General features: G+C 70.7%; 20 protein-coding genes. 10 read left to right on the forward strand and 10 right to left on the reverse strand.

Features of this window, described 5'->3' with window-relative positions; genetic code table 11:
- Positions 1-46: 46 nt before the first annotated feature.
- Entirely contained in the window at positions 47-778 is a 732-nt protein-coding gene (locus tag ACXJJ3_RS33015) for a DsbA family oxidoreductase (RefSeq protein WP_458165782.1), read from the reverse strand.
- Positions 779-848: 70 nt separating this feature from the next.
- Here ACXJJ3_RS33015 and ACXJJ3_RS33020 point away from each other — a divergent pair, with 70 nt between their 5' ends.
- The 3 genes from ACXJJ3_RS33020 (at position 849) to ACXJJ3_RS33030 (ending at position 3,712) form a co-directional block, all read left to right on the forward strand.
- On the forward strand, positions 849-1,703 hold the full coding sequence (locus tag ACXJJ3_RS33020) for an aminoglycoside phosphotransferase family protein (RefSeq protein WP_458165783.1): 855 nt from the start codon (positions 849-851) through the stop codon (positions 1,701-1,703).
- A 104-nt stretch (positions 1,704-1,807) separates the two neighbouring features.
- Positions 1,808-2,470, forward strand: coding sequence for a DUF4097 family beta strand repeat-containing protein (locus tag ACXJJ3_RS33025; RefSeq protein WP_458165784.1), 663 nt, complete (start codon positions 1,808-1,810; stop codon positions 2,468-2,470).
- A gap of 18 nt (positions 2,471-2,488) precedes the next feature.
- Positions 2,489-3,712, forward strand: a complete 1,224-nt coding sequence (locus tag ACXJJ3_RS33030) for a serine hydrolase domain-containing protein (protein ID WP_458165785.1) — start codon at positions 2,489-2,491, stop codon at positions 3,710-3,712.
- Between the two features lie 43 nt (positions 3,713-3,755).
- Here ACXJJ3_RS33030 and ACXJJ3_RS33035 read toward each other — a convergent pair whose 3' ends face one another.
- From ACXJJ3_RS33035 to ACXJJ3_RS33045, 3 genes are all read right to left on the reverse strand, one after another.
- Positions 3,756-4,457, reverse strand: coding sequence for an alpha/beta fold hydrolase (locus tag ACXJJ3_RS33035; protein WP_458165786.1), 702 nt, complete (start codon positions 4,455-4,457; stop codon positions 3,756-3,758).
- A gap of 114 nt (positions 4,458-4,571) precedes the next feature.
- The gene (locus ACXJJ3_RS33040) at positions 4,572-7,106 is read right to left on the reverse strand and encodes an ATP-binding protein (protein ID WP_458165787.1); all 2,535 of its coding nucleotides are present in this window, start codon (positions 7,104-7,106) and stop codon (positions 4,572-4,574) included.
- A gap of 12 nt (positions 7,107-7,118) precedes the next feature.
- Positions 7,119-8,342 (reverse strand): ArgE/DapE family deacylase, encoded by a 1,224-nt coding sequence (locus ACXJJ3_RS33045; protein ID WP_458165788.1) that lies wholly within the window; start codon positions 8,340-8,342, stop codon positions 7,119-7,121.
- Between the two features lie 122 nt (positions 8,343-8,464).
- On the opposite strand from ACXJJ3_RS33045, the gene ACXJJ3_RS33050 reads away from it, so the two are divergent.
- From ACXJJ3_RS33050 to ACXJJ3_RS33065, 4 genes are all read left to right on the forward strand, one after another.
- The gene (locus tag ACXJJ3_RS33050) at positions 8,465-8,929 is read left to right on the forward strand and encodes a hypothetical protein (protein ID WP_458165789.1); all 465 of its coding nucleotides are present in this window, start codon (positions 8,465-8,467) and stop codon (positions 8,927-8,929) included.
- 99 nt (positions 8,930-9,028) lie between these two features.
- Positions 9,029-10,132, forward strand: a complete 1,104-nt coding sequence (locus tag ACXJJ3_RS33055) for a COG1470 family protein (protein WP_458165790.1) — start codon at positions 9,029-9,031, stop codon at positions 10,130-10,132.
- A 2-nt stretch (positions 10,133-10,134) separates the two neighbouring features.
- The gene (locus ACXJJ3_RS33060) at positions 10,135-11,190 is read left to right on the forward strand and encodes a hypothetical protein (protein WP_458165791.1); all 1,056 of its coding nucleotides are present in this window, start codon (positions 10,135-10,137) and stop codon (positions 11,188-11,190) included.
- The gene (locus ACXJJ3_RS33065; protein WP_458165792.1) at positions 11,190-12,260 is read left to right on the forward strand and encodes a hypothetical protein; all 1,071 of its coding nucleotides are present in this window, start codon (positions 11,190-11,192) and stop codon (positions 12,258-12,260) included. The genes ACXJJ3_RS33060 and ACXJJ3_RS33065 overlap by 1 nt, the downstream gene beginning before the upstream one ends.
- On the opposite strand, the gene ACXJJ3_RS33070 is transcribed toward ACXJJ3_RS33065, so the two are convergent.
- The 3 genes from ACXJJ3_RS33070 to ACXJJ3_RS33080 all read right to left on the reverse strand — a co-directional run bounded on the left by ACXJJ3_RS33070 (position 12,247) and on the right by ACXJJ3_RS33080 (position 17,064).
- Positions 12,247-13,101: a phosphotransferase family protein gene (locus ACXJJ3_RS33070; RefSeq protein ID WP_458165793.1), complete on the reverse strand. Its 855-nt coding sequence runs from the start codon at positions 13,099-13,101 to the stop codon at positions 12,247-12,249. The genes ACXJJ3_RS33065 and ACXJJ3_RS33070 overlap by 14 nt on opposite strands.
- A complete protein-coding gene (gene aspS, locus ACXJJ3_RS33075) occupies positions 13,101-14,384 on the reverse strand; it encodes an aspartate--tRNA(Asn) ligase (RefSeq protein WP_458165794.1) in 1,284 nt (427 codons plus the stop codon). Before aspS ends, ACXJJ3_RS33070 begins: the two co-directional genes overlap by 1 nt.
- Before the next feature lie 250 nt (positions 14,385-14,634).
- A complete protein-coding gene (locus ACXJJ3_RS33080) occupies positions 14,635-17,064 on the reverse strand; it encodes a sigma-70 family RNA polymerase sigma factor (RefSeq protein WP_458165795.1) in 2,430 nt (809 codons plus the stop codon).
- A 261-nt stretch (positions 17,065-17,325) separates the two neighbouring features.
- Here ACXJJ3_RS33080 and ACXJJ3_RS33085 point away from each other — a divergent pair, with 261 nt between their 5' ends.
- The gene (locus ACXJJ3_RS33085; RefSeq protein WP_458165796.1) at positions 17,326-18,141 is read left to right on the forward strand and encodes a hypothetical protein; all 816 of its coding nucleotides are present in this window, start codon (positions 17,326-17,328) and stop codon (positions 18,139-18,141) included.
- Between the two features lie 99 nt (positions 18,142-18,240).
- Here ACXJJ3_RS33085 and ACXJJ3_RS33090 read toward each other — a convergent pair whose 3' ends face one another.
- The 3 genes from ACXJJ3_RS33090 to ACXJJ3_RS33100 form a co-directional block, all read right to left on the reverse strand.
- Entirely contained in the window at positions 18,241-19,977 is a 1,737-nt protein-coding gene (locus tag ACXJJ3_RS33090; protein ID WP_458165797.1) for an MFS transporter, read from the reverse strand.
- Positions 19,978-20,058: 81 nt separating this feature from the next.
- Positions 20,059-20,538: a universal stress protein gene (locus ACXJJ3_RS33095; RefSeq protein ID WP_458165798.1), complete on the reverse strand. Its 480-nt coding sequence runs from the start codon at positions 20,536-20,538 to the stop codon at positions 20,059-20,061.
- Between the two features lie 4 nt (positions 20,539-20,542).
- Positions 20,543-20,995, reverse strand: a complete 453-nt coding sequence (locus ACXJJ3_RS33100; protein ID WP_458165799.1) for a MarR family winged helix-turn-helix transcriptional regulator — start codon at positions 20,993-20,995, stop codon at positions 20,543-20,545.
- A 65-nt stretch (positions 20,996-21,060) separates the two neighbouring features.
- Between ACXJJ3_RS33100 and ACXJJ3_RS33105 the strand changes: the two genes are divergently transcribed.
- Together ACXJJ3_RS33105 and ACXJJ3_RS33110 are read left to right on the forward strand one after the other, a co-directional pair.
- Positions 21,061-21,846 carry an SOS response-associated peptidase gene (locus tag ACXJJ3_RS33105; protein WP_458165800.1) on the forward strand — a complete coding sequence of 262 codons (786 nt, stop codon included), beginning with the start codon at positions 21,061-21,063 and terminating at the stop codon, positions 21,844-21,846.
- Positions 21,847-22,034: 188 nt separating this feature from the next.
- A complete protein-coding gene (locus ACXJJ3_RS33110) occupies positions 22,035-22,676 on the forward strand; it encodes an alpha/beta hydrolase family protein (protein ID WP_458165801.1) in 642 nt (213 codons plus the stop codon).
- Positions 22,677-22,715 lie beyond the last annotated feature (39 nt).

Below are 22,715 nucleotides of genomic sequence, written 5' to 3' on the forward strand. Positions count from 1 at the left end.
CACCACGTCTTGTACCAGGTCCGGTACCCACCGCTGAACCGTCCGATCAGATCGGGCATCCGTCCGGCCCGCACGCGGCGTCACCGTCCGTCGTCGCTCCCGGCGCGGTGATCAGCGTGACCGGCTGACGGTCCGCGTTCGCGCGCCGCAGGGCCTCCTGGAACACCTCCACCGGCTGCGCGCCGCTGACGCCGTACTTCTCGTCGATGACGAAGAACGGTACGCCGTTGGCGCCGTACGCCAGCGCCTGTGCCTGGTCCGCCGCGACCTCGTCGGTGTACGTCGTACCGGCCAGCACCTCGCGCACGCGCTCGGCGGGCAGGCCGACCTCGGTGGCGAGCCCGGTCAGGGTGTCGTGGTCACCAACGGGGAGGCCGTCGGTGAAGTAGGCCTTCAGCAGGCGCTCCTTGAGCCGGCCTTGCGTGTCTGCGGGCACCTCAGCGGCCTCGGCGAGCTCACGGGCCAGGTGCAGGACGCGGTGCGCGTCCACGGTGTTGGCCGGCTTCGCCTTCTCCAGGTGGTACTCCAGGCCGGCCTCGGCAGCCACCTCGGTGACCTGGGCGTTCGCCTGCAGGCCCCACTCACGGCCACGGCCGTACTTCTCACCCAGCCGGGTCGCGAGGTCCCGCGGGTCGTCGTTCGTCGACGACGGGTCGAGCTGGAAGCTGTGCCAGACCACGGTCGCCTCGTCGCCGCTGCCGGCGAGGGCCTCTTCGAGCCGGCGCTTGCCGATGTAGCACCACGGGCAGACGACGTCGGACCACACATCAATGCGCATACCAATCGCCAACTGACGCCTTTGTGGACCTATTCCCAACCAGGAGTCGATGTGACGCGTCTGACGCACCATGGACGAGGACCTTCTGCGGACCCTGCTGAAAGAGCAGCACCCCGATCTCGCTGACCTGGAGCTCAAGGAGGTCGAGGGCGGCTGGGGCAACCAGATGTGGCGCCTCGGCGAAGACCTCGCCGTCCGGGTACCAAGGCACGACCAGAACCCCGACCTGCTCGTCCACGAACACCGTTGGCTCCCGGAGATCGTGGCCCGGGTCCCGCTGCCCGTCCCCAACCCGCTCCGGCTCGGTCAACCGTCGGACCGTTTCCCCAAGACCTGGCTGGTCACCACCTGGATCGCCGGCGAGCCCGCCGACCACGCACCGATCACCTCGCCCCGCGCCACCGGCACCCTGGCCGCCTTCCTGCACGCCCTGCACACGGAGGCTCCCGCCGACGCGCCGCGTTCCCCAGGGCGAGGCGACGGGCTGCGTGGTCACACCGAGGGCTTCGAGAACTGGGCGGACGAGTTCGCCGTCGAGGACGCCGTCCGGGAGGTGTGGGCCGACGGGGTCGCGGCGCCGGAGTACGACGGCCCGCCGGTGTGGCTGCACAGCGACCTGCATCCCGCGAACGTGGTCGTTGCCGACGGCACCCTCGCCGGCGTGATCGACTTCGGCGACCTGTCCCACGGCGACCCGGCCACCGACCTGTCCGCCGCCTGGCTGCTGCTCCCCGACGGCTCGGTGGACCGCTTCTTCGACGCCTACCCGGTCGACGACCCCACCTACCGCCGCGCCCGCGCCTGGGCCGCGGCCCGCGCCCTCTCCCTGATCGCCATCGGCACCGCCGGCATCAAGGGCCGCCGCGGCGGCAAACCAACCTGGCTCCCCGCCGGCCACGCGGCGATCCGGCGCATTCTGGCCTGACCCGGTGACCGCCGCCGTGTCAGTACGGCGGCGGTCCGGTGTCAGCAGGCCCTTCCAGAGTGGTGTCAACAACAAGGACCACCACCACTCAGGAAGGCAACACCATGACCACGTACAACACCCCGCAGGCCATCTCCGCGGTACTGAACATCCCGGCCGGGCGGATTCAGTTCGTCGCGTCCGAGCGGGCCGACACCGTCGTGCGGGTGCAGCCGGTCGACCCGTCGAAGGGGCGGGACGTGAAGGCGGCCGAGGCGACGCAGGTCGAGTTCGCGGACGGCGTACTGCGGATCACGGTCGTCACCAAGAACCAGTACTTCGGTCCGAGCGGGTCGATCGCGGTGCGGGTCGAGCTGCCGGCCGGTTCCCAGGCCGAGGTCAAGGCGGCCAGCGCCGAACTGCGGACCACCGGGGCGCTCGGGGACGTCGTCGTCGAGAGCTCGCACGGCTCGATCGACCTCGCCGACGTGGCCGGCGCCCGGGTCACCACCGTCGCCGGGGACGTCGCGATCGGCCGCCTGAACGGGCCGGCCGAGGTCCGTACCAGCAAGGGTGACATCCGGATCGCCGAGGCCCTGCAGGGTGCGCTCGAGCTGCGCACCGACGTCGGCGAGATCGAGGTCGGCGCCGCCGCCGGTGTCTCGGCCAGCCTGGACGCCGGCACCACCACCGGCCGGATCAACAACTCGCTGAAGAACTCCGAGGCCGCCCAGCTCACGATCCGGGCGACCACCACCGTCGGCGACATCGTCGCCCACAGCCTCTGACCGGAAGGACCACCACCGATGACAACCAACGGATTCTCCGCGGCCGGTCAGCGTCGGCTGCACGAGGTCCTGGCCGGGTACGTCGACTCCGGGAAGGTTCCCGGGGTCGTCGCCCTGGTCGGCCGCGGCGACGCCGAGCCGCACGTCGAGACACTCGGGACCATGCGCCACGACGGCGGGCCGCCGATGCGGCGGGACACGATCTTCCGGATGGCGTCGACGTCCAAGCCGGTCTCGGTCGCGGCCGCGATGGTGCTGCTCGACGAGTGCAAGCTGCGGCTCGACGACCTGGTCGAGACCTGGCTGCCGGAGCTGGCCGACCGCCAGGTGCTGCGGACGATCGGCTCCGAGCTGGACGACACGGTGCCGGCCAAGCGGCCGATCACCGTCCGGGACGTGCTGACCTCGACGTTCGGGCTCGGCATGGACATGACCTCGCTCGGCACGCCGATCATGAACGAGGTGTTCGCCCAGGGCCTGACGCCGAACCTGCCCGAGCCGATGCCCGAGCAGGACGAGTGGATGCGCCGCCTCGGGACGCTGCCGCTGATGCACCAGCCCGGTGAGCTGTGGCAGTACCAGATCAGCAGCGACCTGCTCGGCGTACTGGTGTCCCGGGTTTCGGGCCAGTCGTACGGCGACTTCCTGCAGGAGCGGGTGTTCGGGCCGCTCGGAATGAAGGACACCGGGTTCTACGTACCGGAGAAGGACCTGCACCGGCTGCCGCCGCTGTACGTCCCGGACCCGGCGACCGGGGAGTTCCACGTGTGGGACGAGGTCGAGGACGGCCGGCACAGTACGCCGCCGGCGTTCCAGGGCGGAGGCGGTGGCCTGAACTCGACCGCCGACGACTATTACGCGTACTTCCGGATGCTGCTGAACCACGGCATGCACCAGGGCGAGCGGATCCTGTCCCGGCCGGCGGTGGAGCTGATGACCACCAACCGGCTGACGGCGGAGCAGCTGGCCTGGCGGGAGGCGATGGCCCGGGACAACGTGCACATCTCGTTCGGCCAGGGCCAGCACGGAGGCTGGGGGTTCGGGATGGCGGTCCGCACGTACCGCGGCGACTACGCCCCGGTCGGCCAGTTCGGTTGGGACGGCGGCTCCGGTACGTCGACGTACGCCGACCCGGACAACCAGGTCGTCGGCATCCTGCTGACCCAGCTCGGTGCGTCCACCGCGACGCCGATGCAGCTCATGCAGGACTTCTGGACCACGGTCTACCAGTCGATCGACTGACACGACTGTCCGGCTCAGGTGCTCCTGAGCCGGACCGTGTCGTTCAGCGGACGGCCTGCGCGATGAACTCGGCGACCGCCTTCGGCTGCGAGACCGCGACGGCGTGCGAGCCGTCGACCTCGAGCGTGGTGGCGCCCGCGCGGGCGGCCATCCGGCGCTGGCCGTCGGGGTGGATCGCCTCGTCCTGGGTGGCCACCAGGTCGTAGACCGGCAGCCGCTTCCAGGTCGCCGTACCGGACTTCTCGCCGAAGGCCGCGGCGGCGATCGGCCGCTGCGTCCGGCCGAGCAGCTCGGCGTCGTCGACGTCGGCCGCGAACAGCGCCGGGAACTTGTCCCGGTCGATGCTCAGCCAGGTCTCCTCGCCGTCGCCGGCCGGCAGCGCGTGCGGGACCAGGCCGGAGGCGAAGTCGTTGGCGGGGAAGCTGCCGAGCAGGTCCTGCAGGCTCTCGCCCTCCTCCGGGACGAACGCCGCGACGTACACCAGCGCGGTCACGTTGTCGGCCTGGCCGGCGGCCGCGGTGATCACGGCACCGCCGTACGAGTGCCCCACCAGCACGACCGGGCCGTCGATCTCGCGGACCTGGGCGGCCACCCGGCTGCCGTCGAGCGCGGGTCCGCGCAGCTCGTTGGCGACCGCGATCGCCGGGATGCCGCGGCTGGTGAGCTCGGCGATCACACCGGACCAGCTGGAGTTCTCCGCGAACGCACCGTGGACCAGGACGACGGTGGGGGTCTTGTCAGTCATCTTGCGCTTCCTCTCTCGGTTGATGTGAGAAGGAAACCGCCGATGCGTGCTCCAGCGGATCGAGCGAACACATGAATCCGATCGCCGCGCCTACCGACTCGGTGCACCCACATCTCATGCGTTCGGGGGAGGGGCGAACCTTTCCAGCACCAGCCGGGTGAGCTGGACCCGCGAGTTCACGCCGAGCTTGCCGAACACCGCACGCAGATGCGTGCCGACGGTGCTGGCCGACACCACCAGCTCCTCGGCCGCCGAGCGGTTCGTGTGTCCGTCCGCCACCAGCAGGGCGACCCGGCGCTCCATCGGCGTCAGGGCCTCCCACCCTTCCAGCGCCCGCGGCGGTACGGCGGCCCAGCGACGTCGGCGTACTCCGGCCGCCTGCAGCACGGACTGGATCCGCCCGGCCGGGGCTGTCGCGCCCAGAGCGGCCAGGCTGTCGAGGGCTCGCTCCAGCGCCGGTACGCCGGTCTTGCGGTCACCTGCTGCCAGAGCGGCCCGCCCGTACCGTTCTTCGGCCTGTGCGAGCAGCAACGGCCGATGCGCCGTACGGATGACTTCTACGGCCGCTGCGAGCTGCTCGACGTCATTGCCCGCTGCTACGACTGCCAGGGCGCCACGGCTCGCTGCTGACGGCTGGAGCTGCTCCAGCTCGTGGCGGGCGTCAGCCTGGAGCAGTACTGCGATGCGCTCCGGGAAGTCGGGTGGTACGGCGGCCAGCCGGTTCAGCGCGTGCTGGTCGCCGTCCGCGACAGCCAGCAAGGCGTTGATGGTCGGGTCGTTGCCCGCCAGCTTCCGTGCCTGGCTGAGGTGCCCGCGGAGCAGCGCGATCAGCGCGAGCACCTGGTCGGCAGCCGGAGCGAGCGTCTGGTCGTGTAGCTGGTCCATCCAGCGCAGACCGGACTGTGCGGCGTCTTCGGCCTCCTGCAGGTTGCCGGACGCGTACTCGAGCCGTGCGCGCAGTACGGCGAGCTGTGGCGCAGCCCAGGAGTCACCTGCGGTCATGAGCTCACGTACGCGCTCCAACGCAGCAGGCAGGTCGTCAGTCTCGGCGCGGCAGTACAGCTCGCCCACCTCGACCAGCGTCGGCGGCAAGCTCCCCAGCCCACTCGGCACCGCCCGCGCCGCCGCATACAACCCGCGCGCGTCCAGATAACGCCCCTCACCCCGCGCCAGCCCAGCAGCCGCCACCTGTTGTAGCCCCTGGGCAATCGGGTCAGTCGCCTCGCTCGGAGGCTCCGTACCCAACAAAGCGCGATAAGCAGCCAGCCGCTCAGCCAATGCGCCCGCAGCCCCCGGCACCACCAGCTCCTCAGCCGTCAGCCGGCGAAACGGTGCCAGCTGCAACCGAACCGTCGCCCGCAGCTCCGCCGACGCACCCCGCACCAACTCGTCGGCAAACGCCTTGGCCCGGTCGTACTGCCACGCGGCCAGCAGCACGCTCACCACGTCCAGCCCGACCTCGGCCCGCAGCACATCGTCCCCACGCGCCAGCTCGAACGCCTGCTGAATCACCTCCGCCGCCGTGGTCGACATCGTCGCCAGCAACTCCCGAGCAGCCTCCCGCAGCGTCTCAACAGCCGCCCTGTCACCCGGCTGCGCCACAGCAAGCACATGCGGCGCTGCAGCCGCCGCACCACGCCCCGCGGACATCAGCTGACTCGCAATCGCGCCATGCAACGCCCGCTGAGCAGACGGCGGTACGTCGGCCAGCGCCGCGGAGCGCAGCAGCTCGTGCCGGAACCGCAGGACCGAGCCGCCGTCAGCCAGCAGCCCTGCCCGGATCGCCTCCTCCAACGGTGCAGCCAGCCGCGCCACCGGGGCAGCCATCAGTACGGCGACGTCTTCCAGCCGGGACTCGCTCCCGAAGACAGCCGCCGTCCGTACGAGCTCCCGGCTGCTCTCGGACAGCTCCGCCGTACGCCGACGTACCCCTTCGACCAGCCCCGCCGACAGGTCGTCGTCGCTCAGGTACAACCCGGCAATGAGCTGCTCGGCCAGGAACGGGATGCCCTGCACCCCGGCCAGCTGTACGGCGAGTGACGGGTCGACGGCGTGGTTCAACCGATCCGCCGCGAGATCCTGGATCGCGTCGGCCGTCAACGGCGCCAAGGGGATGCTGTGCACCGGTACGTTCACCGCCTCGACCAGCTGATCCGCCGTACCGCCGGGGGAGGGGCGAGTCGCCAGCAACCACAGCACCTGCGCAGCCGGGAGCCTGTCGACCACGACCCGCAGTACGAACGCCGTCAGCGGGTCGGCCCACTGCGCGTCGTCCAGCACGATCAACGCGCGTACACCGGCCAGCCGGCGCCCAATGAGGTCGGCCAGCCGCTCAGCCAGCCACAAGGGCTGCGTGTTGAGACCAGCCAGCACCAGAAACTGGCCTGTGTCGATCAACGGCTCCGCACCGGCCCGTAGCGCCGGGGCCAGCGACGCGAGCGGACTGATGTTGTCGGTCTGATGCGCCACCGCACTGGCCACCAGGAATCCCTGCCGCTCCGCCTGCTCCATGGCAGCCGCGAGCAACGCCGACTTCCCGATCCCAGGCTCACCGCTGACAACTGCCACCGACGCCCGCCCGTTGCCTGCCGCACGCAATGCCTCCAGGAGCTTGCCCAGCTCCTCAGAACGTCCCCGCAGCGGCGCCATGGTGGATTTGTATCAACCGCAGCGTCGGACAGCCAGCAAGGCATACACCCGGGCAGCCTGCAGTACGTCGGCCAATACGACGTGTTCGTCCGCCGCATGCGCGTACCGGACGTCACCCGGTCCGTACTGCAGCGTCGGGATGCCGGCCGCGGCGTACTGCCGCAGATCAGACCCGTACGGCGCCCCCTGCACCGCCGGGGCGTCCCCGCACACGTCCGTCACCGCCTGCACCGCCTCGTCCAGCAACGGGTCCCCGTCCGGCAGCATCCCGGACGCGAACTCCCCTCCCGGCCAACTGACCCGCACCGGATGCTCCCGCAGCCACTCGTCCTGACCACACGCGACCGCAACCGCCTCCTCGAAGGCGGCCCGCGCTTCCGCCACCCCTTCACCCAGCCGTACGCCGTACCGCCCCTCCGCGACGAGATGGTCCGGGACCGTACTCGCCCAGTCGCCGGCCGCGATCGTGCCGACCGAGAGCGGGTTCGCGAGATCGAGGTGTGCGAGCAACGGATGTGGATCCCGGTTGCGTTCTCGTTCGAGCTCCCGCAGTGCCGCCTGGATCACGGTGAACTTCTCGATCGCGTTCACCCCGCGGCTGCGCGTCGACCCGTGGGTGGCGAGCCCCGGCACCTCCAGCCGGAACGTCAACGAGCCCGCGTTCGCCGGGATCACCGTGCCCGCGGTCGGTTCCGCGATCAGGCACGCGTCGCCGTGATGACCCCGCCGCAGCGTCGCGAACGCACCGGCGCCGCCGTCCTCCTCGCCGATCACCGTGTGCACGGCCAGTGGCTTCCGCAACTGGATGCCCGCAGCAACGATCGCCGCGACCGCGCCGAGGATCGCCGCGACGCCGCCCTTCATGTCGCAGGTCCCGCGGCCCCACATCACGCCGTCCGCGATCCGCGCATCGAACGCGGTCCCGGGCACCACGTCCACGTGCCCGTTGAGGATCAGCCCCGGCGTCCGGTCCCCGCCGAGCACGCCGGCACATCCCCACGCCTCGGCGCGCTCGACCTCCATCCCGGGAAACGCCGGATCGTCGACCGGCAGCTCGAGCCGCCAATGATCCACCGTCAGCCCCAGCGACCGCAGCCGGTCCGCGCACCAGGCCTGTACGTCGACCTCGGCCGCCGTCCCGTCCACGCTCGGGATCCGGACCAGCTCCCGCAGCTCGTCGACGATCCGCCGGTCGTCGACCGCCGCCAGAACGGCCCGCTCAGTCTCGAAATCCACAGCACTTGAATACCACCGATCGGCCGACACGGTCTGGCCGAACGCCCGACAGACGGCGCGCGGTGCTGCTGACAACCTTCCGGGGAGACGGCCCACCGGGGGTCGGGGGGAAGGAATCCGCCATGCACCGCAAGAAGAAGATCATCATCGCCGCGGCCGCCACGCTCGTGATCGGCGCCGGCTCCGCATTCGCCTACTGGAGCACCACCGGCTCCGGCTCGGGCACCGGCGCCACCGCCGCCGGCGGCAGCAACCTGGCGATCGCGCAGACCAGCACCATCGCCAACATGTACCCGGGCGACTCGGCCCAGACGATCAGCGGCACGGTCACCAACAACGCGACCAGCAGCGCGTACGTCAACTCCGTCACGGTCAGCATCAGCGGTGTCACCCAGGCGCAGGGCGCCACCGGCACCTGCGACGCCTCGGACTACACGCTGGCAAGCCCGACGATGTCCGTGGCCACCGACGTCGCCGCGGGCGGCACGGCGAACTTCACCGGCGCGACGATCCAGTTCCACAACAAGGCCACCAACCAGGACGGCTGCAAGGGCGCGACCGTCAACCTGGCCTACGCCAGCAACTAGTTCGCCGTCGCGGGTCCCCGGACTCCGGGTGGGGCGCCACCTCGACCCAGCGCCCCGCCCGGGCCGGGACCGCGGCAGTTCGTGGGGAGTGAGGAACAGATGCGAGGCACGCGAACGGCGCCGCGCCGGATGATCAGGTTCCTGGTCGCCGGCCTGTGCCTGGTGTTCGCCGCGGCCGGTTTGGCGTACGCCGTCCAGCCGGCGAAACCCGGTATCACGCTGGGCGTCCAGCCGGCGAGCCGGTCGGTGACGCGCGGCCAGGCGGCGGCGTACACGATCAGCGTCACCTCGACCGGTGGCTTCGCCGGTCCGGTCACGCTCGGCACGACCGGCGCTCCTCGCGGTACGTCGACGAGCTCCGGCCCGCTCACGCTGACGTCCGGGAGCACCGCGACTACGACGCTGACCGTGAGTACCTCGGCCGGTACGCCGATCGGCTCGTTCACGTTCACGGTCCAGGGCACCGGCAGCAAGGTCAGCGGGACCGCGTCGGCCGGCCTGACCGTCAACCTGCCGCTCTCGAGCTCGATCGCGCTCGCCGCGACTCCCGCGTCGCTGACGCTCGCGCCCGGGTCTACCGCGGTCTACAACCTGCAGCTGACCCGCACGAACTTCGCAGGCCCGGTCACCTTCGGCGTCCTCGGCGGCCTGCCCCGCGGCGCCACCGCGACCTTCACGCCGAACCCGACCACCGGCACGACCTCGACGCTGCAGATCACCACGCCCGCGTCGGCGTCCGACGGCACCTACACGCTCTACCTCGTCGGAGCGGGTTCGACGCACTTCGCCTACGCGGCCGTCCAGCTGGCCGTCCTCAGCAGCGGCAAAGCGTTCGGTATTAGCGGCAACCTGACCGGCCAACTGGCCCCGGGCGTCGGGCGTCCGCTCGACCTCACGCTGACGAATCCGAACAAGAAGCCCATCTCCGTCACGAACCTGACGGTCGCGCTCAGCTCGGTCACGCGGACGCCGTACGCGATCAGCCACAACCAGCCGTGCGGCCTCGCCGACTACAAGGTCACGCAGTACGCCGGAACCTATCCGCTGACCGTTCCCGGCAACGGCAGCGTCGCGCTCTCCGGTCTCGGTGTTCCGGCCGCCGCCTGGCCGCGGGTCGCCATGCTCGACACCGCCTCGAACCAGGACGGCTGCAAGGGCGCGACGGTCGGATTCACGTTCTCGGGCGCCGGACAGGGGAGCTGACCATGACTCGACGTGTGCTGCTCGTCCTCGGGCTCGTCGTCCTCGCGATGACCGGCAGCGGTCTCGCCTGGGGCTTCTGGGGTGGTACCGGCGCCGGCTCCGGAGCGGCCACCACCGGAACGTTGGCCGCACCAACACCGGTGACGGCCACCGCGCCACCCGGCGGCGGAACCGTCCACCTGACGTGGACCGCCCCACCACGCGCGACAGAGTACGACGTGGTCCGCGTCAGCGCCGGTGCGACCACCTCAGCCTGCAGTACGTCGGCAACCGCATGCGACGACCTGAACGTCGCCGACGGGACGTACCACTACGTCGTCACCGCGCACTCCGCCAGCTGGACGTCGACGGCCACGAGTACGGACGTCACCGTGCACAACACCCGCCCCGCCGTCACGGTCAACCAGGCATCCGGGCAGGCCGATCCGGCCGCGACGTCACCGATCAACTTCACCGCGGTCTTCAGCGAACCGGTCACGGACTTCACCAGCGCCGCGGTCACCGTCGTACCGGCCTCCGCGACGGTCGTGGTGAGCGGCAGCGGTCCGACGTACAACCTGGCGGTCAGCGGTCTGACCGGCAGCGGATCCGTCACCGTGTCGATCGCGGCGAACACCGTCCACGACACCGGCGGCGCGGGTAATACCGCCTCGACAAGCACGGACAACACCGTCACGTACGACGCGACCGCACCGACCGCGGGCGCACCTGTGGCGACCGCGAACGCGTCCTTCGGGAGCTTCGTCGGCAACACCGCCGTCAAGCTCACCGACACCGCCACCGACGACCTGTCCGGCGTCGCCGCGGTCGCGTACTACCGCTGCACCGGCGCCACCGGTAGCTGCACCGCCGCGAACTGGACCGCGATCGGATCATCGACGGCGACAGGCTTCGCCGTCACCACCACCGCGCCCTTCGCGGCCGACGGCACGTATCGCGTCGTCGCGGTCGCGACCGATGCCGCCGGCAACGTCAGCGGCCCGAGCCCGGCCACGGTCCTCACCGTGGACACGACCCCGCCGGCCGTCAGCCGCCCGACCGTGAACGGACACTCCTGATGAGCCTCAAACGCCTGTGGACAACGGCCTTCGCCGTGCTGCTGATCGGCGTCGGCATCGTCGCCGGCCCGGCTGCCTTCGCGGCGAGTGGCGTCAGCAACGTCAGCTTCACGCCGTCGTCGACCGTCGCCGGTGCGACGGCCGACTGGACGATCGCGTTCAAGACCAGCAACGGCAGCGGCGCGCTGGCGGCCGGCGGCACGATCGCGGTCACCTTCAACAGCAACTTCACGCTGCCGTCGAACCCAGCCGTTGCGCTGGGCAACACCTTCACCGGCTGTACGGCGAGCGCCGCCAGGTCCGGGAGTGTCGTCACCGTCACGCTCGCGACCAGCGGCTGCGCGCTGCCGAAGGGCACGAACGCGACCCTGACGCTGAGCGGCATCACCAACGCGCCGGTCGGCAGCTACGCGTGGAGCACGTTCAACGTCTCGACCTCGAGCGACACCAACGCGGTGTCACCGCCGAACGGCTCCCTCACCATCACCGCGGGAGCCGCGAGCAAGCTCGCCTTCGTCCAGGGCCCGTCCAACGGATTCGCCGGTACGGCGCTGTCGCCGGCGATCACCGTCCAGGTCCAGGACCAGTCCGGCAACGCCGTCGCGGCGTCCGGAATCTCCGTCAAGCTGACCCCGTCGGCCGGCGTGATCGACGCCGGCGACACGGCAACCACGGACGCAAGCGGCAGGGCGACGTTCGGCAACGTGGTCATCGACACCGCCGCACTCGGCCTCATGCTGACCGCGTCCGCGAACAACCTCACGTCTACCGCCGCATCGGCGTCCTTCAACGTCACCGTCGCTGTCAGCAGCGGTGCAACGCTGACTGACACGTCGTCCGACGGCAACGGCTCCGGCGTGAAGTCGGTCGCGTACTACTACTGCGCCGGCTACTCCGGCAGTTGCACGAGCACGAACTGGACACCGATCGGTACCGCGACCTCTGGCAACTACCAGGTCGTCTGGACGTCCACGCCCGCGCCCGGCGCCTATCGGGTCGTTGCCATCAGCACCGACAACGTTTCCAACGTGAGCCAGCCGAGCGCGAGCATGCCCGTCACCGTGAGCTGAGCAGCTCCAGGAGCCGCCGGCCGCCGTGGTTCACCAGGCCGTGCGAGTACGTCGAGCGGTTGTGCACGAACTCCGCGACCGACGCGTACCCCGCCGCCGCGCAGATCGCGACCGCGGGCCGTCCGCTCGCCCGCAGAGCCGCCTCGACGAACAGTTCGTCGACGCCCGGCGCGGCGCCGTCCCGGGCCGCGGACGCGGCCAGCGACACGAGGTCGTACGCCCGGGCCCCGCTGCCCGCGGCCTCGATGTCCACGATGCCGGTGATCCGGCCGCCCTCCGCCAGCAGGTTCCCGACGTTGAGGTCGCCGTGGACGAAGTCGTGCCGGGGCAGCACCTCGTCGCGGTACGGCCCGCACAGTTCGGCGTACCGGCGGACCAGCTCGGACGCCTCGTTGCCGTAGGCCAGCACGCGTTCCCACACGCCGTCCCACCCGTCGAAGACGACGCCTTGCGACCAGGCGGACCAGGTCACGTCGTGGTCCTCCGGGATCAGGTCCCGTTGGAGTTCGCAGATCCCGATCAGCTCGCGGGCCAGCGGCTCGTCGACCGTGGGCACGCTCCCCGGGACCAGCTCCTGCAGCTGGTACGGCGAGCCCGCGGCCGTCGTACCGACCGCGAGCCAGCCGGGCGTCGGGTACCCGGCCGCGCGGGCCCGGCGGACGAGCTCAGCCGCCCGCCGGACCCGCGGCGCCCAGTCCGGGTCGTCCGTCCACTTCAGCACGACGCCGCCGGTCAGCTCGTACGCGGTCGACTGCAGACCGCCGGTCAGGTGCCGGACGACCCGATAATCGGTGCCGAGGGCAACGTTCAGCTCGCCGACAACCGACGCGGTGGTCTCCACTAGGGCGTCAACCGGTGCAGGTCGCGCGGGAACAGCGTGACCTCACGGACGTTCTCCGCGCCGGTCAGCCGGGCCACGAACCGCTCCAGCCCGATCGCGAACCCGCCGTGCGGCGGCATCCCGTGCTTGAACGCCTGCAGGTACGAGCTGTACGCCGGTGCCTCCGCCGACTCGCCGCGGGCCGCCAGCGCCGCCACATAGTCGGAGTACCGGTGCAGCCGCTGACCGCCGGTGACCAGTTCCATGCCGCGGAACAGCAGGTCGAACGAGTTCGACCACCGCGGGTCCGACGGCTGCGGATGCGTGTAGAACGGCCGCTTCACCATCGGGTATCCCTCGACCGCGACGAACTCGCTGCCGTGCTCGCGCAGGGCCCAGTCGCCGATCGCCCGCTCGTCCGCGGGCGCCAGGTCCGGCTCGTCCGGGTCCGCGCCGGCGATCTTCAACGCCTCGGTGAAATGCAGCACCGGTACGTCGGCCGGGATCTCCGGCACCGTCACCCCGAGCCGCTCCAGCGCACCGGCCGCGCGCGTCTCCACCGCCGACAACATCCCGGCGATCGTGGACCGCAGTACGGCGAGCACGTCGCGGTGGTCCGCGACGAACCCGAACTCCGCGTCCAGCGAGACGTACTCCGCCAGATGCCGCACCGTGTCGTGCGGCTCGGCCCGGAACACCGGCCCGACCTCGAAGACCCGCTCGAACACCCCGACCAGCTGCTGCTTGTAGAACTGCGGCGACTGCGCCAGGTACGCCGGCCCGCCGAAGTAGTCCAGCGCGAACACGTTCGCCCCGGATTCGGTGGCCGTACCCACGATCTTCGGCGTCTGGATCTCCGTGAAGCCCTGACCGCCCAGCGCCTCCCGGAACCCCGACAGCGCGGCCGCGGCGATCTCCCACCCGGCCCGCACCGCCGGATGCCGCAGCGCGACCGGTGCGTTGTCCAGTACGACGGGCAGCCCGGCGCCCACCGTCGGACGCCACAACTCGATCGGCGGTGTTGCCGCGGGCTCCGTCAAGAGTGAGATCACCGGGTCGACGATCTCCGCACCACCGGGAGCCTGCGGGTTCGCGGCGACCGTACCGGTCACCTGGACCACGGTCTCCTCGGTCAGCTCGTCCAGCTGCTCGGGCGACCCCTTGACGACGATCTGGGCCAGGCCGGCCCGGTCGCGCAGGATCAGGAAGCTGACGGCGGCGAGCCGCCGTCTTCGGTGCACCCAGCCGGCCACCGTGACGGACTGGCCCACTGCTGAGGGGATCTCATGGCTGAGAATGCGCATTGCTGTTTCACCTCCAGGTCGTTTCTCGAACCCCGGAGGTGTGGGCGAAGGGGAATCTCGCGGTGCCACCACACCTTCACCGGACCCGACGGGCCCGGCCTCTTGCACAGCAGTCGCTCAGGAGTGTCTTCGCCACCGCCGCACGCATCGCCTTCCCAGCTACCGGCGACTCTCTCGGACGTGCAGTACGGCGCTACTTGGTTCCGTCAACGCGAACACCAACAGCATAAGGGACCGCGGCAACCCCATTTCACCGCCGCGACTGCGACGGCGGGATCTGCACGCTGTCGGTGTCCTCCCGCCCGCCGACCCGGGCGTGCACGGTGACCGAGTTGTCCGGCCCCTTGCCAGGGAAGAACGCGTTCCACTCCGAGTTGAGCGGCTTCTTGTAGTTGTTCGTCCAGCAGGTCGCGCGGCGGATGTCGCTGGTCCGGTCGCAGGTCCAGCCGAGGTCGAACGACGGCAGGAAGACCAGGTTGCGTCCCCACGAGATGTCCAGCTCGACTCGTTGCCCCTGCGCCCCGTTCACCTTCAGGAACCTGTTGTAGACAAAGGGGTTCGGATCCTGGCCGGGCGTCGGCGTGATGATCTGCAGCAGCGACTCGTCCTGCTGAACGGCCGGCAGCACCTCGGAGTCGGTGTCGCTGACCAGGTCCGCCTGCGCCGTCACCGTGAACGTCCGCGCCGCAGCCGGCGACTTGTCGGGTACGTCGAAGTCCGCCGGCAGCGGGGCGGGCTTGTCCGGGTCGGCCGCCGTACACGTCGACGCCGTCTGCGAGCACTTCCAGCCGGCCGGGTTCGCGGCGATCGGCCACTCGAGGGCGTCGCCGTACGTGATCTTCAGCGTGACCTTGGTGCGGTTGGCGCGCGGGGCGACGGTGAGGATCCGGTGGTGTACGTCCGGGTCGGTCCTGCCGTCGAGGATCTTCAGCAGGTTCTCGTCGGTGCTCGCCGTCGGCTGCAGGGTCGCCGCGTCGGAGTCGTACAGCCGTCCGGTCTTGGCGCTGACCGTGAACGTCCGGTCCGCGGCCGAGCCGCCGGTCGGCGCGTCGAACGTGACCGCCATCGGCTGCGGGTTCGCGGCGTCGGCCGCCGTGCAGCTGCCGGTCGCCTTCACACACGTCCAGCCCGGCGGATTGGTCGTCAACGGCCACTCCAGCTCGGCGCCGTACGTGAGCTGAATCACCACCGGATTGGCGTTCTTCGCCGGCGGCTTGATCGTGATCACAAACCGAACCCCGGAAGCCGCGCTTGCCGCGGCGCTCGCCTGCGACCCCCCACTCCGCTCCATCACCGGGGCGCTACCGCCCCGAGCACTGGCGGGCGCACCTCCGCCCTGCGCGCTGGCGGGGGCGCCTGCGCCGCCCTGCGTAGCCGGCGCTCCGCCGCCCGTGCCTTGGGTTGTGGGGGCTCCGCCGCTGCGGGGGATGCTGATGGTGACCATGCCGGGGTAGTGGATCGGCGTGGTCGGCGTCGGCTTCGGGGGTGTCGGCGTGGTCGGCGGCGGGGTCGGCACCGTCGTGGTCTGCGTCGGAGCCGGCGTGCTGGGTGCCGTCGTCGGCGCGCTCGTAGGTGCTGACGTGGGTGCCGTCGTCGGGTTGGACGCCGGGGGCTGCGTGGGCTTGGTTGCCGGCGGCTTCGCGGTCGGCTTGACCGGCGGCTTGACCGGTGGTTGCGTCGGCTGTTGGGTCGGGTTGGCCGGCGGTGCCGTCGGCTGGGACGGCTGCGACGGCTGGTCGATCGCCGCCGGGGGAGTGTGGTTCCCGGTCAGCGCCATCGCCGCGAGCGTCGCCGCGACCGCGACCACCACGACCGCACCGGCGCCGACGGCGGTCCGGGTGCTGTTCTCGGTGACCTTCTTCCAGCCGGTGACGAAGAACCCGACCAGCCCGACCTTCGCACCGGACGCCGCGGCCAGGTACCCGAGCCCGGCGGTACCGAGCAGCGCCGGAGCGAGCAGCGCCGGCAGCGCACTGTTGACCTCGACGAGTTCGAGGTACACCGCGGTGCACTTCGCGCACTCGTCCAGGTGCTCGCGGACGTTCTTGTTCTCCCGCTTGGTGAGCCCGCCGCGCACGTACGCCCCGAGCCGCTCGGTGGTCCAACGGCAACGATCCCCGGCCACGTCGGCCAGGTGCTGCTGCAGATAGGCCTGCCGCAGCCCCTCACGGGCGCGGTACGCGAGCGCGGACACCCCGTTCGCGGTCAGCCCGAGCAGCGGCGCGATCGCGGCCGGCTTCTCGCCCTCGACCTCGGTGTGCCAGAGCACCGCCTGCCAGCGCTCGGGGAGGCTCGCGAACGCCTTCGCCGCCGCCCCGCTCTCGAACCCGGTCACGGTCGGGTCGTCGAACGTCTCCGGCTCGCGCTCGTACGACGCGATGTCGTCGGTGGACTGCACCTTCTTACCGGAGCGGATCCGGTCGACGTGCACCCGCCGTACCGTCGTCAGCAGGTACGCACGGAAGGAGACGTCCGGGCCGCCGCCCGCGCGCAGCGCGTCCAGCACCTTCGCGAACGCGTCACTGGCCAGGTCGTCGGCGTCGTTGGCCGGCACCAGCTGACGGGCCATCCGCTCCGCCGCGTGGTGGTGCCGCGCGTACAACTCGCCGTACGCCTCCAGGTCGCCGTTGCGGACGCGCGCGATGAATTCGGCGTCACTCGGACCCTCTGGCGTCTCCATCCATCTCCCCGCTAACTCTGTGTACGACGACGTGACGGACCGTCACGTACCGCCGGAGACAAGGCTCCCACGTAGGACGGATCTGCGCACCTTCCATGACGCGGAAACTGTGCCTCTTTCCTTACGAGATCGCCAGCCCCGAAGTTACGCCGGAAAAATTTCTGGAAATCCGCGTCATGAACCGTCACGGGGTCTGTCTCTTCGGCGTACGACGCTTCCGGCCGACCGGTCGGGAGACTGACGGGACAACTGAGGAGGGCCATGTCACTGTTCGCGGACATCCGCCGACGGTTCGACCTGCGGCCCGGCAAACCGTCCCTGAACCTGGCGGGGTCGCCCGCCCGGATCGCGCCGGAAGCGTCGTCAATGGAGCCACCGTGCGGCCGGAGGGAACCGCACGGCACAGCTGGTACCGACCACAGTGCTTATCTCGCGATCGCCGAGGCGCTGCGGGACGGTGCCGATGTCGTGCCTGCATCGGACGAGACCGGACGCCGCCTCGCGGCCGACGGAATCTCGCTGGTGGAGGCACTTGATGGGCTGAGTGCGCTGTACCGCTCGATCGCCGGGGGCGAGCCGGCTTTCGCCGCGGTACGCGCACTCAGTTCCAGCTGGGCCGAGGCATCTCTTGTCTACCTGCACTCGCTGTCCTGCGAGGACCCGCTGACCGGGCTGTCCAGCCTGGCGCACCTGCGGTCCCGGCTCGGCGAGCTCTACCGAGAGGCGGAATTCCGTGGAACTTCCGTACCGCAAACCCACGCACTGGTGGTTGTCGAACCGCTCAATCCGGAAGGCACATCGCCGTTCGACCGCGAGCTCCGGCTCGTCGACGTCGCGGAATGCCTGCGGATCGTCTTCTGCGGCGGTGACGTACTGGGCCGCGTCGGCTCACGCCGCGCGGCGGCGCTCGTCGGCCGCGAGCCGAACCTGCCGGAGCAGGTCGCGACGGTACGAGCCCTGATCACGCAGTGGCGGCTGGACACCGACGTACCGCAGCTGGCCCGGATCTGGATCGAAGGCCTTCCCGGTAGCGACGCGATGGCCGGGAGGCTCCTCGACGAGCTGGCCAGAACCTGAGACCTGCGTCCGGGCGCCTACAGGGGGGCGCCCGGGCGCACTTGGACCGGCGGCGGATCGCCTAACACGGGGTGGGCGATCCGCCGCCGCTTGTCCTTGTCACGGCCGGACGGCGGCGGGCACCGGCGCGGGCTCCGGCTCGGTGTGGATGTAGCGCGGCCCGCGGAACAGCGACGCCGCCGCGCCGACCAGCGACATCCCGATCGCCACCGCGAACACGATCACCAGCCCGTGGTGGAACGGCCCGGAGATCAGCTCCGGGAAGAACTGCTTGCTGGTCAGCGTCCCGAGGTCCGCACCCTTGATCGCCGACGCCGGTACGGCGTGCAGCGCGGTCCCGATCGGGTTGTACCCGAGGAACGCGGCGAACAGGCTGCCCACCGGCGGCTGGTTACCGATGCCCGCGGCAACGGCCTGCGGTACGCCGTGCGCGTGCAGGCCGTCGGTCAGCGTCCGCGGCAGGGTGGCGGCCAGCCCGGCGATCATCATCGTGAAGAACACGCCGATCGACAGCGACGTACCGGAGTTCAGGAACGTGCCGCGCATGCCGGACGCGGCGCCGCGCCGGTTCGCGGGCACGCTGTTCATGATCGCGGTGGTGTTCGGCGCGGAGAACAGGCCGGAGCCGATGCCGTTCAGGATCAGCAGGCCGGCGAACGCCCAGTAGTGGAAGTCCGTGGGCAGCACCATCAACCCGGCGAAGCTCACCGCGACCAGCACGAGGCCGCCGGTGGCGAGGGTTCGCGCGCCGAGCCGGTCGGAGAAGTACCCCGACAACGGGCCCGCGATCAGGAACGCGATCGTCAGCGGGAGCAGGTAGATGCCGGCCCACAACGGCGTGCTCTCGAAGCTGTACCCGTGCAGCGGCAGCCAGATGCCCTGCAGCCAGATGATCAGCATGAACTGCAGCCCGCCGCGGCTGATCGACGACAGCAGACCGGCCAGGTTCCCCGCCGAGAACGCCTGGATCCGGAACAGTGACATGTCGAACATCGGGTCGGTCGTCCGCGCCTCGACCAGGCAGAACGCGACCAGCAGCACGAGTCCGGCGATCAGCCCGCCGAGGACCCACGGGCTGGTCCAGCCCATCTCGTGACCGCCGTACGGCTGGATGCCGTAGGTGATCGCGACCAGGATCGCGGTCACGCCGACCGCGAACAGCGCGTTGCCCCACCAGTCGATCCGGGCCGCGGACTTCGTGCTGGTCTCGCGCAGGCTGTGGTACGACCAGACCGTGCCGAGCAGGCCGAACGGGACCGAGACGAAGAACACCAGCCGCCAGTCGACCGGCGCCAGCACGCCGCCGACGATCAGCCCGATGAACGAGCCGCCGATCGCGGCCACCTGGTTGATCCCGAGCGCGAAGCCGCGCCGGTCGGCCGGGAACGCGTCGGTGAGGATCGCGGTCGAGTTCGCGAACAGCATCGCCGCGCCGACCCCCTGCACCACCCGCCAGAGGATCAGCCAGAGCGCGCCGGCGCCCGCTGTCAGCGGGTCGAACACCAGCGCCACGGACCCGATCGTGAAGACCAGGAAGCCGAGGTTGTAGATCTTGACCCGGCCGTAGATGTCGCCGAGCCGGCCGAGCGTGACGACCAGCACCGCGGTGACGACCAGGAAGCCCATCAGCATCCAGAGCAGGTAGCTGACGTTGCCCGGCCGGAGTGGGTCGAGCTTGATGCCGCGGAAGATGTCCGGCAGCGAGATGATCACGATCGACGAGTTCACCGTCGCCATCAGGACGCCGAGCGTGGTGTTCGACAGCGCCACCCACTTGTAGTGCGGGTGGTCCTTCTCGACCGCGAAACGACGGACGGAGTTGTCGCTTGAAGTCACAGCAGCACTTCCCCAGAGAGAGATTTGCTTAGCAATGCTAAGTATATCTCGCTACCCGGAGGCCGACCTCCGGTGGGGTGTCTACGGCACCACGACGACGACCGGGGCGTCCTTGCGGCAGGTGAGCCGATGGCCGAGCGAACCGGTCAGCCGGTGCCAGCGCTTCGCGGACCGGCCGACCACCACCAGCCGCGCGTCGACCTCGCGGGCCACGCCGGACAGCGTCCCGATCGCGTCGCCGTACTCGCTGACGAAACTCAGCTGTACGCCGGTCTCCTGCGCGCGGCGCTCCGCCTCCGCCTCGATCTCCGCGGCCAGCTCCTGGCGGTTGTCCTGCGCGGCGGCGTAGTCGTACGGAACACCGAGGGCGGCGGTCGGATCGGAGTACGGCATCACGTAGACCGCGACCAGGCGGCCGTCGGTCCGTAGTGCCTCGCCGGCCGCCCAGGCGAACGCGTCCCAGCTGGTGCCGGAACCGTCCAGGCCGACGACGATCGCCGGTTCGCCGAGGCGGCGTTTCGGCGGGAGGGGGGTGCGCCGGGCTTCGGCGTCGTAATTCATCTGGTCACCTCTTCGGCAACGGGGTACGGCTGTCCTGGTCCTCGCCGGCCAGCTGGATCAGCCGGAGGAGTGCGGGGGCGGCGTCATGCAAGGCGTCCGCGTCGGAGTCGTCGAGCTTGTCGATCAGGTCCGCGATCGTGGCCGCGCCCTCGGCCCGCATGTCGCGGAGCCGGCGGCTGCCGGCGGCGGTGATCGCGACCAGTACGACGCGGGCGTCCGCGGCGTCCCGGCGACGCTCGGCCAGGCCCTGGCCGGCGAGCTGGGTGACCAGCGCGGTCATCGACGGCTGCGTCACCTCCTCGCTGACGGCGAGGTCGGTCAGCCGCCGCGGGCCGGTGCGCTCCAGTGTCGACAGCACCGAGGCCGCGGTCAGGCTCAGCGTCCGCGGCCGGCGCCGGATCGCGACCGTCGCCAGCCCGAACAGTGCTTCGCCGATCGTGGCGGTCCGGGTACTCATACGACAAGTATAGGCACAGTTATATAGATCGGCCTATATGATCTGCGCCGGTCTAGGGTGGGGCCATGTGCGGTAGGTATGCCTCCAGCAGGGCGCCGTCGGACCTCGTCGCCGAGTTCGAGATCGAGGCCGGCAACGTGCGCGAGTCGGTCGAGGAGCTCGGCGAGAACTACAACGTCGCGCCGACCAACCAGGTGATCGCGGTCGTCGAACGCAAGGACCGCGAGCAGCCGGACGCCACGGTCCGGAAGCTGACCACGGTCAAGTGGGGGCTGGTGCCGTCCTGGGCCAAGGACACCTCGATCGGCAGCCGGCTGATCAACGCCCGGATGGAGACCGTCGCGGAGAAGCCCGCGTTCAAGAAGGCGTTCGCGACCCGGCGCTGCATCCTCCCCGCCGACGGGTACTACGAGTGGTACACCGCCGAGGAGAAGATGAACGGCAAGCCGGTCAAGCAGCCGTACTTCATCCACCCGCCGGACGGCAGCGTGCTCGCGATGGCCGGGCTGTACGAGATCTGGCGCGACAGGTCGGTCGCCGATCCCGACCAGGACGCCGCCTGGCTGTGGACCTGCACGGTGCTGACCACGTCGTCCACCGACGACCTCGGCCGGATCCACGACCGGATGCCGCTGCTGGTCGAACGCGAGCGGTACGACGCCTGGCTCGATCCGCTGTCGTCCGACCCCGACGACCTGCTGGAACTGCTGGTCCCGGCCGCACCCGGCCGGCTCGAGGCGTACGCCGTCTCCAAGGCGGTCAGCTCCGTGAAGAACAACGGCCCGCACCTGCTCGACCCGCTCCCGCCCGACGGCGAAGACCCGCAGGACGCCCCGACCACGCTCTTCTGACCCCACCCACCCCTCCCCGCACAACCCTTCAGTTGAGGGGTTGCCCACTGAACTGCCGGGTTGTCCCCTCGGATTTCCGGCCGGCAACCCTTCAGTTGAGTGGGCAACCCCTCAACTGGGGAGGCGGATGGGGGTGCGGGGCGACCCACCGTGTACGGGGTGGGGATTAGCGCGGTGTGGATGACAGGATGGGGCGGGTGACCGACGAACGGATTGTGGGGACGCCGCACGGCGAGGCCCGGATCGTGGCGCACCGCGCCCGCCGCCCGGTGGCGACGCTGGCCCTCGGTCACGGTGCCGGGGCCGGGATCGAGTCCGGCGACCTGGCCGCACTGGCGAGCCGGCTGCCGAAGCAGGACATCAACGTGTTCCTGATCGAACAGCCCTGGCGCCGCGCGGGCCGCAAACTGGCCCCGGCGCCGAAGATCCTCGACGAGGCGTGGATCGCGATCATCGGGCAGCTCCGGGTCCGGACGCCGCTGGTGATCGGCGGTCGCAGCGCCGGTGCCCGGGTCGCCTGCCGTACCGCGAGCAGCCTCGGCGCGTCCGGCGTACTGGCGCTCGCGTTTCCGCTGCATGCACCCGGGAAGCCGGAGAAGTCCCGCGTGGACGAGCTCCGCGGCGCGGGGCTGCCGACCCTGGTGGTGCAGGGGGAGCGGGACCCGTTCGGTACGCCGGAGGAGTTCCCGCCGCTGACCGAGATGGCCGTCGTACCGGACGCCGATCACTCGTTCAAGGTGCCGAAACGGGCCGAGCTGGACCAGCAGGAGACGTACGACCTGCTGGTCGAAGCTGTGTTCGAATGGGTCGGCCGCGAGGTGTCCGGCTAGCCACGGGAATGCCCCCGCGGCCGGGCGTGTTGTTACCGG

It is taken from the genome of Kribbella sp. WER1 (genome assembly GCF_054189145.1).